Genomic DNA, 14,711 nt, shown 5'->3' with positions numbered 1-14,711 from the left:
AACCCAACAGCATTGCGAGCTAAATTGTATCTTACTGCAAATCGTGCAGCTTTTAATCAACTGGAAAATCTCAAAGTTTCTTTCGCTATGAAATTCTAAAAAATATAACTATACGCATCGGGTTGCGTAAGGTGAGTTAATTAGTAACATTTTATTATTTCCATCTCAAAAAAGCAAACGTCGTGGATGCTAATATAAGCTGGCGTTTATTGTCTTACTGTGCATTGTACAATGCAAGAACTTCCGCTTCGCTGAGTATTTTGTTGTAGATTCTTACATCATCAAGGGCTCCTTGCCAGTACCAAGTGTCTATGTTGGTATCTCTGCCCATTTCAAGATTCAATGTGCTAGCAAGACCAGCACCTCCCTCCAGGATTTTGAAAATCGAGCCGTTAATGTATAGTTTCACAAGTCCATTTTGATTTGTTCCAACTATGTGTACCCAATGACCTAAGGTTGATTCTGAGATACCCCAACCAGGGGAAGCCCACCCACTATAGTTTTGTGCCTCGAAACGTAAGGAATCAAGCTCATGATATATACGGAAACCCCTGTATGATCCTGCATCACATATTAGAGAAGGATTGGAAGTAGATGAAATACGAATGTCTGGTTTTACCCAAAGTGAAACTGAAAAACTAGTGATGAGGGGGTGGGTATCACCAAAATCGATCCAGGAATCACTTCCGTTGAAGTTTGCTGCCTTATTTGGATTGCCAAATCTGTCTGAAGTCCAAGTAAGTCCGCCGTTGGTTGTTCCATTGTGCCCATTACCGCTTTCGTCATTGGCATTGCTGTTAAAAGGCCAAAATGCGATAAGGGAATCAGTTGGGACAAGAGCAGTTGAAAATGTTATATCAACAATATCACTCAATTTAATTTCATCTGTTCCTGTTGTTTTGTGTATTATCATCTTTGCTTCCTGTGCAAAAGCTAATTGCCATACAAAAAGAACGAGAATAATTGAAAAGATCTTTTTCATGTTTTACTCCTAATTAAAATTTATAGTTGTTTTGTTTTAATATTAACATCATTTTAAAAGCAACATCTTTTTAGCAAGAAGTGAGTTGTTATACTTAACCTGACAGATATAAACTCCGCTTGCTACGGTTCTATCAGCATCATTTTTACTATCCCAATTGGCTTTATAAACTCCAACTTCCTTTTGCTCCTTTACAAGGCTTCTAACAAGCTGTCCGTTAATGTCAAATATTTTTAACTCAACATTTCCAGCTTTTGGAATTGTGTAACTTATAGTTGTAGTTGGGTTAAATGGATTAGGGTAGTTCTGCAGCAGAGTAAAAGTCTTTAAGGCATTCTTAAATTTATCCAAATCCTGAACACCTACAGTCGGGTAGAATGTAAGTTTTTGAATTGATGAAATTGGATATGGTTTTGTAGTCCCATCCTTCATTTTCACATTCATATAATAAGACTGTGCCCAAACAGCGGAGGAGAGTAAAAGAAGCAGAATAAACATTCTCATAAGCACCTCGTTAAATTTATATTTACTATAATTTCTTCGTCATCCTCCTCCCCCTAGAGGATGACAAATGTTGATTTATCTTTTAATACACAGCGGCTTTGAGCACTTCCGAAAATTTCTAAAAAATAATTTTGGAATTATTAAGGAATGGCTTTGGTATAATAGAACAGGGAATGTGGAGAGAGAAAAGTTGGGACAAAGAATAATTACATAAGGATTACTTCATTTTGAATAATTCAGTTAATGAAACGTGGATTTTTTGCTGGTAATCATCCGAAACTACACTAAATTTTTTTATAATTTTTGTTTTGTGAATAGTAAAAAGTTTATGAACTTTTACAACAGATTTTTCTGGAAGAAGTCCATATTCAAGGTCGGAATTTTCTAGAAGGATTGAATATTCATCCAGGGATAAGTTTGAAGTAATAACACAAACAACAACTTCATCATGCTCTTTATTGTAATCATCATTAGAAACAATAAGGACTGGTCTTTTCTTAGAGCTGCTGAGATCAGAGTAAGGGAAAGGGACAAGAACTATTTCGCGTTGGTTATATTGCATCCCACTTATTATTAATGTCTTCTAAATTATTTACCGCGTGCTCGGTTAAATCTTCAGTATATTCGCCCAAATAAAGTCCATATTTTTCCTGATATAAAATATCTAATAATCTGTTAACCTTTTTTAACAGGTCGCCATCTTTTAGCAGTTTTATTTGTTCTTTCAGTGATTGATATTCGCTATATGGAAGTTGTATCGTTTGCATAATTAAAATAACCTGATAATTTCTATTATTAAATTAGACAAACAAAAATATTTTAGCAAGAAATAAAAGAGTCTCTTAGTTTTGCTTTGTTTTAATAGCAAGTTCCCTTAGTGCTTAACTATAAGAGTAATAGTTCAAATATTCAACTAATCAAAACAGTAGATATAAACTTTCTCATAAGCACTTCGTTTAATTTATGTTTACTATAATTTCAATATCATCCTTCCTCCCCAAGAGGATGACATATGTTGATTTATCTTTTAATATACTGCAGTTTGAAGCACTTCCGAAAATCCAAAGAAAATATTTTTATGTTTAGAAATGATAAACTTTGCCTACCGGTTTACAATACCGCAAGCAGGTCTTAGAGATTTATCATTTCTATTATTTATAGGTATGGGAAAAAACTGTTGATTGATTTTTAAGGGAGTTTATCTAATATTAAAAGAGGTAAAATAGATTTCTATTATAGAACTTTTTCAAAAGGATTAATAATCCTAAGTCGATTTATCCACGAAAAGTCTTTAGAGTTACGAGTTACTAAAATCAATTTATTCTTTAGTGCTGTTGCTGCAATTATAGAATCCCCAATAGACATTTTTTTAATTTGTTTAAGCGAAATTGCAGTATCTATTATTTCTTTAGAAATTGGTAATAAACGAGATTCGTTAAAAAATTTTTCGAAAAGTATCTTTTCTTCTTTGGTTAAAAGATTATATCCAAGAACTTCAAGATAGCTTAAGTGTGAAAGGTAGGGAGAATTTTTTGCAATAAACTCTCTGAGAAAACTATTTTGTGGTTTAGCAGAATAAATTATAATGTTACTATCTAAAAGGTAACTCAATTTCTACATTCCAATTTTTCTATCTTTCCTCAAAAATTTTTGCCATGCAACAGGATTTTTGATCGATTTTACTCCGCCAAGCTTAGCAATTTGTTCCAATGCATCTGCCATTTGTTTACCTCGTTCTGTTTCGGCTGTATCCTTATCAATAATAATTCTAACTGCAATGCTTTTTTTGTTGGTAATATTTTTAGGCGGAATGTCTACCCAATTTAACTTGTTGCCTTTAATAATTGCATTATAACCATCCTGCATGTAACTAGCCCTTTCTTTTGTTACAAATATAATAAACTCATTGGTAATTTCCTTTTAGGAGGCGATTTATTAACTGACTGAAATATTGAAATAATTAGTGAGATAATACATTCACAAAAAAACCTCAGCACAAAATTGCCCTCCCCAAGAGGATGACAAATGTTTATTTATCTTTTTAATACACAGCAGCCTTGGGCACTTCCGAAAATCCAAAGAAAATATTTTTACGGTTAGAAATGACATATCTTGGAGATATGTCATTTCTTTAATCTGTTTATTTTTATCATCCCAAATCCTTTACTGGAACGAAAAGAAACCTGCCACAGCAGGTAAATTTGTAAAGAGAGAAGAGATGAAATAAATGTATGACCTGCCTACCGGCAAAGGCAGGTGGAAAATGGTTGATGTATGATGGGAAAAAGATTTGCAATTAGTATTTCTTTCAAAGATCAATAAATCTCTTCGTGAGTACCAATATCAATAAGAAGAATTATTTCACTTTTTGCTTTGGTCCTTTTTTCAATACTAAATACAATTGTAACCGCAGGAGCAAGCCCATAAGCCTTCAAGTTCACTGGATTATTTATGAGTGAACAAAGCAGGATGAAATAAATCCTTTTCCATTTGTTTAATTACCTTTTCTATTTTTAGTTGTAAATCCGGCTGCCTATTTACAACTTTCTTAAAAGCCCTTATAAAGTGATGTGTTAAAACTATTTTCATTTTTTTACTCTTGCAACGAAGCTCTTAGAGAGGCAATTACTTCTTTTGAGGACTTTGCTTTTAATCCTCTGCGGTAAGCTTCTTTTGCCTGCTTAGCATTTCTGGCTATTTCCGTTCTTCTATTTTCAATGCTTCTTTTCTTTAGAATGTCTATCAAATAATTCTGTTGCTCAAAGGGCAAACGCATAATAATTTCTAATGTTTGGTCTAACGAAGGTATCAATTCTTATCTCCATTTTTTCTAAATGTAAAATAAAAAATAATTATCAAACAAGTAAGACGAATACTTTACTGGAATAGGAAGAAGCCAGGCACGGCAGGTAAATTTGTGAAGAGAGAAAGGTTATAAGGATGGAAGATGGTCTTCAGTTCTCAATCTTCAGTTGGCAGCTCTCAGTATCATTTCTTAATTCATCTTTCTTAATTCCTTTCACCGCTCGCTTTGTACTCATCACCGGAAATAATCTTAAGCACTTAAAGCAACCTCAAACGTTGTTAAGAACGGTTTAATAAATTGTTGTTGAGGAAATTCTTCAAGATAGAGTTCCGTTGCTTCTTTAAGATTTTCCAGGGCTTCATCCAGCGTATAACCCTGGCTAATCGTTCCAACTTCAGGGCACTTAGCTATAAACATATTATCTTCTTTAAATATTATTGCTGTAAACGTTTTCATATCGGGCTCAATTAAATATTCTCAATTCCAACAAGATTAAATTGGGAGAAATATTATTTGGTTTCTCATTTCTTCAATTTCCAGAACATTTGAAATTATCTCCAAATCCTGAATACACACTCCAATTGTAATTCCCAAGAGATGAGCAAAAACTAATCCTGAAAACTCTTTGCCTGAATCGATGTTAGCAGATGCTATTTTTAATAAGTCATCATCGAATGTAAATAATGTTCTATTAAGGTGTGCGGCTCTTTCCAAAAGTTTTTCATCAGTTAAAAGTATCGTCCCATCTTCATGAGCAGTGAGCACATCAATTTTTCTTAATCTTAAACCATTTGTAATTGCCCTTGGAATATGAACATCCATATAAAAATGGATAGCCATCATCCCGCCTTTTGGGTCTTGAGTTTATTTTGTAATAATTTAGATGAGGAGTTGGTTCTAAAGGAAGCTATTTCTTTTTGTCTTACAGATAAATCAAAATTTATTTCCTCGCTATGATCCCAGTAATATGCAAAAGCTGAATATATTTGTGCAAGCGAAAGGTAAGGATGTTGGAAATAAATCTCTTCAGGGCTCCAGCCATAAGCATTTTGTTCTGAAATTAATTCAACCACTTTTGTATTTGTATTTTTAATAAAGGCGGTGCCTTTTTCATCGATTTGTATATGTTCATAGCTCGTATCAGACTTTTGCATAATTCAACCTAACCATAAATATTCTGTTCTAAAATATAATAATCTTGTATTAATTCCAATTGTTAAAATCCCAAATCCTTTACTTGAAAGGAAAGGGGCTTATGAAGAAGGATAGTTCAATTTTATTAATATTATTTTCTCTCTTCAACACTTCCGAAAATCTCAGGAAAACATTTTTTAACCATCTCAACAGCAAAGAGAATCCCTCATTTATATGTTTTCTTTTGCAGGTAATTTTTGTAAGTTTTCCAGTAAATAAAAGGGTGTAATTATGACTATAATAGTTCCAAAGAAAATGATAAAAGAAATAAATGATGAGATTGTTAGTGTTGAGCTTCAGGCTAATTCTATTGAAGAAATAAAGCACACAACTAATTGGGGAAACATAGAAAAAGCAAAAGGAATATTGAAGAAAACGGATATTGACCCTATAGACTACCAAGTAAAATCTCGCAATGAATGGGAGAAACGGTATTGAGTAATTATTTCTTCGATTCAAATATTTTTATCTATTATCTTAAAGATGAACCTGCTGTAACTAAGTTTTTTGAATTAATCAGAAATGAAAATCCAATAATCTATTGTTCTTTTATTTCAAAACTTGAATTATTGAGTTTGCCAAACTTAACGGATGGTGAAATTAAAAATATAGAAGATTTGTTAAAAGAATTTATCAAAGTTGGTTATAATTCATCTATTGAAAATCTGACTATACTTATTAGAAAGAAAAAACAAGTCAAGCTACCCGATGCAATAATAGCTGCTTCAGCTATTTATACAAACAGCAAATTGGTTACAAGAAATATTAAAGATTTTCAAAGCATTTCCGGTTTGGAACTGATAAACCCATTCGAATGATTAATAAAATTGTAAAAGATAATTCTATTTTATTATCAAATAATTTATCGGATTGTTATAAACGAGTTAGTAACATTTGCTTACAATATTGACATGGATAGTTAAAGTCAGGTAAAAGTTATAATGCCGTTGGAATTGATAGGAGAAATTGAAAAATGAACCAAGAGTTAAAATCCATAAATGAAATAAATGAAAAAGCTATAAGACTTTTAAGCAAAAATATCGGTTTGACTAATACGCTTAGATTTATTAACCAGTTTAGTGTAGGATATGGCAACTATACTGAAGATCGGAAGGAATTATATAAAAATTTACCCATTGATAAAATTGTATCTGGTATAAAACAAAGACGAACTAAAAAGTGAATTTGTTTTTAGGAATAATTAAAACGAATGAATTATTAAAAAGAATTACCATTAATCCGGAACAATGCTTAAGCAGATCTTGTATTCGGGAAATGAGGATTAGAGTGACTGGAATTATTAATCTCTTCGTTGGGGGATTGAGTTCTGAACAGGCACTTAAAGAACTGCCGAACTTAAAACCCGAAGACTTACAGGCAACATTTCTTATTTGCTGATTAATCTTTTCATTCGTAGCCCAGTTGTTAGCTTCCAAAAATCATCTCAATTTTTTTTCGTTTTTTTTATGTATGGGATGTGTAAGATCGATTTGAAAAGACTCTTTGAGTTTTTCCACAAAATAATTCACTGTATTTTGTATGCGTATTGACTAACTAATTATCTTTGATTATTTTTTTGCTGTAAATAAAGGGATTAAATATGCAAAGCTTTAATGAATTATTAAATAATATTCTTTTATTAAGCGAAAAAGAACGCGCATTTATTGCTCAAAAATTAGTAGTCAGTCTTGAATCTAATTACGACATTGAAGCCGAAAAAGAATGGCAATATGAAATAGAAAAAAGAATAGGTGAAATAGATAATGAAGATGTTAAACTTCTTGCATGGGATAAGGTAAAGAAACAACTAAGAAGAAAATAAATTGGTGCCAGTACTAATTCACCCTGCCGCATTCGAAGAGCTTAAAGAAGCTATTCATTTCTACGATTCAAAAGTTGAGGGACTGGGAAAATTATTTCTTGATGAAATAGAAAGAGGAATTGAAATAATACAAAATGCTCCGAAGACTTGGCGAAAATATTCCAAGAACTACCGCCGTTTTTTGTTAACAAAATATCCCTTTGCAATTATTTATCGTTTAAAAAATAATTCCATACAAATTATTGCTTTTATGCATTTACATCGAAAACCAAATTACTGGAAATCAAGATTAAATTAGGTTATGATGTTTTCAGTTATTTCTCTTTTGGAATAGAATTATCTAACTTGCCAAAGGAAATGTAATCCTTTCACTACTTGCTTCATTTATAATTTCTAATTCTTTCAATGAACCGCTTTTTAGTTGTTCGTTTGCATTAAGTAATTCTACGCCATATAATGTTCCATCAGGTGACATATCTACACAGAGTTCATCGCTTAGTTTTAAAGTTTCAACGCCTTCTGTTTTTTCTTTGAAACAGATATAAGCAATATTATATCGCGGATCGTATGTAAATTTCATTTCATTACCTTATCAAAATGTTTTCATTTTCTTCAGTCCTTCTTTTGTTGGACTCTAAGTTAATTCTTACTGACATTTCTATCGAGTCGTATCTATGACATTTCTAAAGAGTTATTACATCTTTGATTTTTGCGTAATACAAAATGCTACTCATTAAAAATAATGATTTTTACTTTGTGCAAATATTTAAAAGTTATTTATCAAATTGTATATTGCACTATGCAAAAACGGATTATTGACAAAATCTACCTAACATTTGAAAAACTTATCTCCGGTGATGAAACTAATCCGGATATCAATTTGCTTTTTCAAGCCTCTTACAATATTGCCAGAGAGTATCTTAATAAGAATCATCATAAGTATAATTTCCTAAACAACAGATTAGATTGTGATTTTAACGACGCAATAATGGAAATAATCACCGCTCTTTTTCTGGAACGCAATGGCAGGAAGTATGATCGGCTGCTTTCGGCTTACAATAAATGGGAACCGCCGATTCGGTCAAACTCTGATGCATTATTTTTCCTCCATCAACTGATATTTATAAGAGCAGAACATCATTTAAGCAAAGCATTAGGAAAGGTTGATCCTCTTTATGCGATAGCGCTTAAAGAAATAAATGATAAAATTATTCAGTTTGGGTTTTATAAAGTTCGGCACTTCGGGCAATGCTATATTTCGGAAATGGAACAAATAACTCCCGGACAAAAATTATCAGATAGAGATCAACTAGAACAATTGCCATCTTATATTTTTACTGATGCCGATTGTCCTAAAAGCTTGTTTGTTTATTTGAAATCAGAAACAGATTATTTCCCGGCTGTTCCATTAAATGCACTTGCATTAAGGATTACAAAACTTAATGAACCGAAACATAACGCAGTGGCAGATGATTCAATAACTGAAACCGTCTACACAGAAGAATTAATGTCCAATAGTCTGAATGCCTCAATTATCAAATTGGTTAAGTCATACGTTAGTACGAATAAAATAAACGGTGAAGAAGCTGAATTATTAACCAGCGCATTGAAAGATATTGCTTTTGACATTAAAGATGGTGGGATAAATATCGGATTATATGAATATGTTAAGAAATACAATGCTGAATTATCCAGGGAAAATTATAAAAACAAATATGATAACATTTTGGAATACCTGGTTAAGATAATGAAGCAGACAGCAAAAGATCTGCTTGCTCAAGATCGTTGAATAATTTCGGAATGACACATAATTGGGATGTATTATATAGTAAGGAGTGCTAAATGCAAATAAGTGAAAAAGATATATTTGATTACGTTTATTATCGGGAAACTCTTCCTGTCAATAAGTTGAAGTACATAGATGAAAATTATTCTTTATACACCAAAGAGATTGAATATTATAAATCTTTTCATAATTCAATTGATACTGAAATAAAGGATGGGTTGAGTAATAAATTCTTTGCTGAAATATCAGAGAGTAAGCCTAAAACTATTACACTTTATCCCAAACAAATAGAATTAGCTCAAGGCGAGGATCAGTATCACTTGGCGGCTGATTCAGTTAACCTTATAGCAAAGACCGGATCACAATCATTTACAAATAGTGAATCAACTATACTAGTTAAACTTCTGACAAAAGATAATAAAACACAGATCTATGTATTCTCAACTACCAACAAGTTAATTAAAAATATAAAGCTTACATTCTCACCTCCTGGAAAAACGTTTTCAATGGAAAACAATAAAACATTTATTGAAGTACCTGAAGCATTAACTGTTGAGGGAATTCAAATGACATATGAGGAACTGAATTAGACTAATAATTACTGACTCAAACCGAACGGCAAATTTTTCAATGTGTCGATAATATTATTTATTGAATTCTACTCAATAGTTTTTTAATAATATTTTATTGCTCGTATTAACTAACTTTTTAAATTCGTAGATTCAAAATTCAACCCCATCTCAATATTAAAAAATTTTCCATTTATCATCTGCAAAATTGGAACTGCTTTATTGGAATTTTTGAATGTATTTATCCAGTGGTGATTCCATTTGAAAATTGACAAGTTCCCATTCTGTTATTTTCATCAACTACATTACAATTATAAATCGGCTATTAAGAAATTTTATTTGTGATTTTTCCGGTGAGCAATACATAGCGTGATTGAGACAAGTAAAAATCAATTTCATATATATCTGAATTTACTTCTTAAATAATGCAACTTTAGTATTTACAAACATTAAAAATATAACATATTTGCACTATAATTATATTCGACTCGTTATATTTACAAATATATTCTTCGTTTTTGCAACATTATTTCATATTACTGCAAAATTTGTTCAAATATTTGCCAAGTATTTCCTTAATACTGCTGATAATTTGTTGTTTTCAAAGAAGTATATATACTAATCGCGTTTTTATCTCATATTATATATTTAAAACTCTGATTTGCTGATCATTACTTCCAATTTCAAAATAATATTGTTGCATTAACAAATTAAATTATCGCGTTTCATCAAAAATTTCTTGCATTTCTTCATATCATTTTATATTTTCACCATCGGAATCATATTTCTTGTTAACCACAACAGGTGTCCGGGTATTGGATAAATCATTCTGTAAATGAAATTTTAGATTTTATTAAAATCAGAATTTAAAACCAGTACTCGGTACCGGTATAATTTAAGGAGGTTGCGATGTTAAAATACAACTTCGAACGTTTGTTTAAAATGAAAGGGATTAGCAAACCAGCAATTTTCCTTATGGAAGCTGGTTTTCCAAAAGACAAAGCCTATCGGATTATAAATCACAAAGTATCCTCTTTTTCACCAAATCAAATTGAAAAATTATGTGCCATATTTGAATGTACACCAAATGATCTGATGGAATGGACAAATGACGATAAAATTAAAGTGAGTGAAAATCACCCGCTTCAAAAATTACTTCCTGCTATGCCCGTTGATTTACGTGATATTGCCAAGGGAGTACCAATAGATAAAATGGAGGATTTTGCCAGAAGAATTGAGGAGATTAAAAAATCATTTGGCTAAATTTCATTAGGATGTTTTCCATATTTTGTCATTCATCAGAAGTATTAATTTTCTTGCTTAATTGATTTATTAGGGCTAAATTAAATTTGGTAATTAACTTTCTACCGCTACCAAAGCTATTCTGGTATAAGTCGATTAACCCGTTGTTTAGTGCTTAAGAATGTTGAATATTGAAAACTCCAATATGCAGTACATTTAAATCCATTATTGAAGTTTAATTTAAGAGCAAATCTCACTTAGCAATTTCAACGAATTTTAAAACTTTTTTTTACAAATATCTCAAAGGAGAGAATGATGAATATTTTTGTTGGCAATTTAGCCAAAGATGTAACCGAACAGGATTTAGAAAAATTATTTTCACAGTTCGGTCATGTTAAAAGTACCAAGGTAATTCGAGATCTTTTTTCTGGTAGCTCAAAAGGATTCGGGTTTGTTGAAATGGCAAGTCGTACTGAAGCGGTTACTGCAATTAACGAATTAAACACACAGGATCTAAAGGGACAAAAAATTACTGTTAATGAAGCACGCCCTAAAAGAACAGATAATAGAACTGGCGGCGGCGGACGAGGTGGAAATGATCAAAGAAAAAGAACTGGCGGCGGCGGATTTGGTGGTGGATTCGGTAACAGCGGTGGCGGAAGACGTTTTTAAGTTTTAGCTCTAATAAAACAATCAATTTTTTAAACCCTTCTTAATTATTCGAAAGAATTTTTTCTGAAGGGTTTTTTAATTTCAAAATAATTTCTCCCTTCAATTCAATTCACAAAATAAATTTCTTTAAGAAAAATCAATTAACATTATTTAACATTTTTTAACGCTGGTATTACTTCGGTAATAAGTAAATTTTGTTCAGAAAAAAAGGAGAATTATTATGAGCTCGAAAAAAAATCCGAACAAAATTGGGGTTAGCATTATTTTATTTTTAATTGTTGGATTGATGAATGTAAATGTTTATAGCCAGTCTAAAAAAGAAATAATGGAAAAACTAAAAAAACTGGATGGAGATGTAAATAAAATTACTATCACTTCGGACAAGGGGGAAGTTTCTTTTGAAGGTAAAGAAGCGAAAAAAATATTTGATTTACTTGCATCAAAAGAAAAAGTTAAATCAAAAAAAGTAATTGTAATTTCCGATGATGGAGATTCTTCCGATACAAATGATCAAATATCTTGTTGGCAAGGAGATGATGAAATAATAATGTTTGATGATGAAGATTCCCTCGTGGATAAATTTTATTGGAAATCAAAAAGTGATGATATGGAAGGGAAAAACATTGAAAAGAAAATTAAAGTAGATGTTGTAAATGGAGTTAAAGAGGTTACAGTAACCACTACCGAAGATGGGAAAGAAAAAGTTGATGTATATAAAGGTGAAGAAGCTGAAAAATTCTTAAAGGATACCGAAAAAGAAGCCGGTGTAGATAGCCCACAAAAAATAAGGATAAAAATAGAAAAGAATGATTGTGATGAAAAAACGGACCATATAATTATTAAAAAAATTAACAAGAAAAAGCATAAAAACTGAACATAATCTCCCAATTGCTGCCGGTATGTCATTTTTTAGGATTTGCCGGCAGTAATCTTTAAATTATTCCACAAAAACATCATTTTCAGTGTAGATTAATTTTTACACTCCAAATTAACTTCAAAAGATTGAAAAATTCTTTTTTCTGGCGATAATACATTTTCATTTAAAATATTTCTTAAAATTATTAGGAACTACAAAATTGAATTTTAAGTATAAGAAATGGGAAATTAAGTAAAAATATAAATGGTGCTAAATTTTTGTGTTTAAAGATTGGAATTAAATTTATATATTTAGCGTTTGCATGAAATAACTTTGATTTTTATCGGACTAAGATTAAATTGAAGAAATGAAAGTTTTTAGATTTGTTCATAAGAAATATACGAAAAAAAATTAAAAATCAATGATTCTAAAGATTATTTTATGAAAAATCCTCATAAACACAGTAATAAACAATATCGATAGATTACAAAATTAGAAATTTGTTGAAAAAATATAGAATTGGAAATCTGACAACTATAAAGGAGTTAATAAAAATTGAAAATAACTAAGCAATATACTCAACGCGAAAGCCAATCCTTGGATAAGTACTTTCAGGAAATCGGTAAAGTCGAGTTGCTTACTCCGGATGAAGAAGTTGATTTAGCTATAAAAATAAGGCGGGGGGATCAAGATGCTTTAGAAAAATTAACTAAGGCAAATTTGAGGTTTGTTGTAAGTGTTGCAAAACAATATCAAAATCAAGGTTTGTCTCTCGGCGACTTAATAAACGAAGGAAATGTTGGTTTGATTAAGGCTGCTAAGAAGTTTGATGAAACAAAAGGATTTAAGTTTATTTCGTATGCAGTTTGGTGGATCAGACAATCTATTCTTCAGGCGCTTGGTGATCATGCCAGGATGGTTCGTTTACCGTTAAATCGGGTTGGAGCTTTGAATAAAATTGCTAAAGCTTATAATGAACTGGAGCAATTGTATGAAAGACAACCTACTGTTGCAGAACTTGCCAAAGAGCTTGAAATGGATGAAGAAGAAGTTGCTTATGCATTAGAAATCTCTGGACGACATATATCAATGGATGCGCCTTTCGCTCAAAGTGATGATAACAGTAACAATCTGCTTGATGTTATTCATGATGATAAACAGCAGACGCCAGATCATTCATTGATGAAAGAATCTTTGAAAAATGAAATTAATGACGCACTTTCGACCTTAACAGAAAGAGAAGCTACGGTTATTAGATACTATTTTGGTCTGGATACTGAATACTCTTTAACACTTGAAGAACTTGGTGAGAAGTTAAATCTTACAAGAGAAAGAGTAAGACAAATCAAAGAAAAAGCAATCCGTAGGTTAAGACACACCTCAAGAAGTACACAACTTCAGGCATATTTAGGTTAACAGTAATTAGAGCGGTGCAATTTGCACCGCTTTTTAAATCTTTTCAAAACACACTAGCATTTAATTATTTATTATTTTCACCGATAATTGTTTTAGTATTTTACAGGGAAATTCTTAATTTTCCAGCGGGTTTCTTATTTACATCGGAGATAATGATGAATTCTGAAAGTTTTGACCTTTTTCTTACTCTCATAAAATTAAAATCATATCTTATTAGCTTAGTAGACCAACCTGAGGATTGTTATAGAAACTTCAATCTTACAGATGAGTTCCTTTCCAGGCGATGTCCTGATAAGAAAGAAGATATTATGAATTTATTGAAAGAAAACAATATAAACAGCGATTGCGATATAGCTTTTGATGAAACCATCCATGAAAAATTTAAGGATATGGTAAATAATAAAAATAATACTGTCGATCTGCCTACATTGTTAAATGATTTGGAAATTGAAGCTAATAACCTGAATGTTGATGAGAATTTTAAATCAGAAAGAGACGAAAGAATTAAAGAAATACTTACAACGCTTTTTCATATCGCACAAAACTGGGCTGCCCGAAAAGAATTAGAAAATGATGTTGATGATTATTCAACTCTTGAGGAAGAAGACGTTATTAGACCCGAAGAAGAAAAAAAGCTGGACAATCTTGGTACTTACAACTCCATTTCATTTAATAATATTTCTGTACTAAGCAAAAAATATATTGAACAGTTGACAGAATATTATTTTCAGTATGGTGGTGATGTTACCTTAGGTGATTTTGTAAATTATATGACTAACCTGAAGAATGATGTGTCAAATAAATATTCCGAATTATTTAAAAAACATGGATTAGACCCGGATTTGATAAAGGAATAATTTCT

24 protein-coding genes are annotated in these 14,711 nt (G+C 31.2%); 12 read left to right on the top strand and 12 right to left on the bottom strand.

Annotated features, from left to right (window positions below):
* Positions 1 to 214 precede the first annotated feature (214 nt).
* From NTX22_17700 to NTX22_17650, 11 genes are all read right to left on the bottom strand, one after another.
* On the bottom strand, positions 215 to 982 hold the full coding sequence (locus NTX22_17700) for a LamG domain-containing protein (protein ID MCX6152365.1): 768 nt from the start codon (positions 980 to 982) through the stop codon (positions 215 to 217).
* A 48-nt stretch (positions 983 to 1,030) separates the two neighbouring features.
* The gene (locus tag NTX22_17695; GenBank protein ID MCX6152364.1) at positions 1,031 to 1,486 is read right to left on the bottom strand and encodes a T9SS type A sorting domain-containing protein; all 456 of its coding nucleotides are present in this window, start codon (positions 1,484 to 1,486) and stop codon (positions 1,031 to 1,033) included.
* A 217-nt stretch (positions 1,487 to 1,703) separates the two neighbouring features.
* Entirely contained in the window at positions 1,704 to 2,048 is a 345-nt protein-coding gene (locus NTX22_17690) for a type II toxin-antitoxin system PemK/MazF family toxin (protein ID MCX6152363.1), read from the bottom strand.
* Positions 2,038 to 2,253 carry a hypothetical protein gene (locus NTX22_17685; protein MCX6152362.1) on the bottom strand — a complete coding sequence of 72 codons (216 nt, stop codon included), beginning with the start codon at positions 2,251 to 2,253 and terminating at the stop codon, positions 2,038 to 2,040. The genes NTX22_17690 and NTX22_17685 overlap by 11 nt, the downstream gene beginning before the upstream one ends.
* Before the next feature lie 466 nt (positions 2,254 to 2,719).
* A complete protein-coding gene (locus NTX22_17680) occupies positions 2,720 to 3,097 on the bottom strand; it encodes a type II toxin-antitoxin system VapC family toxin (GenBank protein MCX6152361.1) in 378 nt (125 codons plus the stop codon).
* A gap of 3 nt (positions 3,098 to 3,100) precedes the next feature.
* Entirely contained in the window at positions 3,101 to 3,352 is a 252-nt protein-coding gene (locus tag NTX22_17675) for a hypothetical protein (GenBank protein MCX6152360.1), read from the bottom strand.
* Between the two features lie 579 nt (positions 3,353 to 3,931).
* Positions 3,932 to 4,075, bottom strand: a complete 144-nt coding sequence (locus NTX22_17670) for a hypothetical protein (GenBank protein ID MCX6152359.1) — start codon at positions 4,073 to 4,075, stop codon at positions 3,932 to 3,934.
* A 4-nt stretch (positions 4,076 to 4,079) separates the two neighbouring features.
* Positions 4,080 to 4,298, bottom strand: a complete 219-nt coding sequence (locus NTX22_17665; GenBank protein ID MCX6152358.1) for a hypothetical protein — start codon at positions 4,296 to 4,298, stop codon at positions 4,080 to 4,082.
* Positions 4,299 to 4,541: 243 nt separating this feature from the next.
* On the bottom strand, positions 4,542 to 4,748 hold the full coding sequence (locus tag NTX22_17660; protein MCX6152357.1) for a type II toxin-antitoxin system HicB family antitoxin: 207 nt from the start codon (positions 4,746 to 4,748) through the stop codon (positions 4,542 to 4,544).
* 36 nt (positions 4,749 to 4,784) lie between these two features.
* A complete protein-coding gene (locus tag NTX22_17655; GenBank protein MCX6152356.1) occupies positions 4,785 to 5,132 on the bottom strand; it encodes a DUF5615 family PIN-like protein in 348 nt (115 codons plus the stop codon).
* Positions 5,132 to 5,446, bottom strand: a complete 315-nt coding sequence (locus tag NTX22_17650; protein MCX6152355.1) for a DUF433 domain-containing protein — start codon at positions 5,444 to 5,446, stop codon at positions 5,132 to 5,134. The genes NTX22_17655 and NTX22_17650 overlap by 1 nt, the downstream gene beginning before the upstream one ends.
* Positions 5,447 to 5,717: 271 nt before the next feature.
* Here NTX22_17650 and NTX22_17645 point away from each other — a divergent pair, with 271 nt between their 5' ends.
* The 5 genes from NTX22_17645 to NTX22_17625 all read left to right on the top strand — a co-directional run bounded on the left by NTX22_17645 (position 5,718) and on the right by NTX22_17625 (position 7,606).
* A complete protein-coding gene (locus NTX22_17645; GenBank protein ID MCX6152354.1) occupies positions 5,718 to 5,924 on the top strand; it encodes a hypothetical protein in 207 nt (68 codons plus the stop codon).
* On the top strand, positions 5,921 to 6,304 hold the full coding sequence (locus tag NTX22_17640) for a type II toxin-antitoxin system VapC family toxin (GenBank protein ID MCX6152353.1): 384 nt from the start codon (positions 5,921 to 5,923) through the stop codon (positions 6,302 to 6,304). Before NTX22_17645 ends, NTX22_17640 begins: the two co-directional genes overlap by 4 nt.
* Positions 6,305 to 6,459: 155 nt before the next feature.
* Complete coding sequence (locus NTX22_17635) at positions 6,460 to 6,669, top strand: hypothetical protein (protein ID MCX6152352.1); 210 nt, start codon at positions 6,460 to 6,462, stop codon at positions 6,667 to 6,669.
* A 417-nt stretch (positions 6,670 to 7,086) separates the two neighbouring features.
* The gene (locus NTX22_17630) at positions 7,087 to 7,308 is read left to right on the top strand and encodes an addiction module protein (protein ID MCX6152351.1); all 222 of its coding nucleotides are present in this window, start codon (positions 7,087 to 7,089) and stop codon (positions 7,306 to 7,308) included.
* Between the two features lie 4 nt (positions 7,309 to 7,312).
* The gene (locus NTX22_17625; GenBank protein ID MCX6152350.1) at positions 7,313 to 7,606 is read left to right on the top strand and encodes a type II toxin-antitoxin system RelE/ParE family toxin; all 294 of its coding nucleotides are present in this window, start codon (positions 7,313 to 7,315) and stop codon (positions 7,604 to 7,606) included.
* Positions 7,607 to 7,648: 42 nt separating this feature from the next.
* Here the strand turns inward: NTX22_17625 and NTX22_17620 are convergent, their stop codons facing one another.
* On the bottom strand, positions 7,649 to 7,888 hold the full coding sequence (locus tag NTX22_17620; protein ID MCX6152349.1) for a DUF2283 domain-containing protein: 240 nt from the start codon (positions 7,886 to 7,888) through the stop codon (positions 7,649 to 7,651).
* A 219-nt stretch (positions 7,889 to 8,107) separates the two neighbouring features.
* Here NTX22_17620 and NTX22_17615 point away from each other — a divergent pair, with 219 nt between their 5' ends.
* The 7 genes from NTX22_17615 to NTX22_17585 all read left to right on the top strand — a co-directional run bounded on the left by NTX22_17615 (position 8,108) and on the right by NTX22_17585 (position 14,706).
* Positions 8,108 to 9,097 (top strand): hypothetical protein, encoded by a 990-nt coding sequence (locus tag NTX22_17615; protein MCX6152348.1) that lies wholly within the window; start codon positions 8,108 to 8,110, stop codon positions 9,095 to 9,097.
* Between the two features lie 53 nt (positions 9,098 to 9,150).
* Complete coding sequence (locus NTX22_17610) at positions 9,151 to 9,684, top strand: hypothetical protein (GenBank protein ID MCX6152347.1); 534 nt, start codon at positions 9,151 to 9,153, stop codon at positions 9,682 to 9,684.
* Between the two features lie 888 nt (positions 9,685 to 10,572).
* Positions 10,573 to 10,926: a helix-turn-helix transcriptional regulator gene (locus tag NTX22_17605; protein ID MCX6152346.1), complete on the top strand. Its 354-nt coding sequence runs from the start codon at positions 10,573 to 10,575 to the stop codon at positions 10,924 to 10,926.
* Between the two features lie 291 nt (positions 10,927 to 11,217).
* The gene (locus NTX22_17600) at positions 11,218 to 11,577 is read left to right on the top strand and encodes an RNA-binding protein (protein MCX6152345.1); all 360 of its coding nucleotides are present in this window, start codon (positions 11,218 to 11,220) and stop codon (positions 11,575 to 11,577) included.
* A gap of 220 nt (positions 11,578 to 11,797) precedes the next feature.
* Complete coding sequence (locus NTX22_17595) at positions 11,798 to 12,451, top strand: hypothetical protein (GenBank protein ID MCX6152344.1); 654 nt, start codon at positions 11,798 to 11,800, stop codon at positions 12,449 to 12,451.
* 537 nt (positions 12,452 to 12,988) lie between these two features.
* Complete coding sequence (locus tag NTX22_17590) at positions 12,989 to 13,849, top strand: RNA polymerase sigma factor RpoD/SigA (GenBank protein ID MCX6152343.1); 861 nt, start codon at positions 12,989 to 12,991, stop codon at positions 13,847 to 13,849.
* Positions 13,850 to 14,004: 155 nt separating this feature from the next.
* Positions 14,005 to 14,706, top strand: coding sequence for a hypothetical protein (locus tag NTX22_17585; GenBank protein MCX6152342.1), 702 nt, complete (start codon positions 14,005 to 14,007; stop codon positions 14,704 to 14,706).
* Positions 14,707 to 14,711 lie beyond the last annotated feature (5 nt).

This window comes from Ignavibacteriales bacterium, assembly GCA_026390815.1.
GTDB lineage: Bacteria > Bacteroidota > Ignavibacteria > Ignavibacteriales > SURF-24 > JAPLFH01.
The sequence above is the reverse complement of the archived record's forward strand: the minus strand, read 5'-3'. Positions and strand labels throughout refer to the sequence as shown.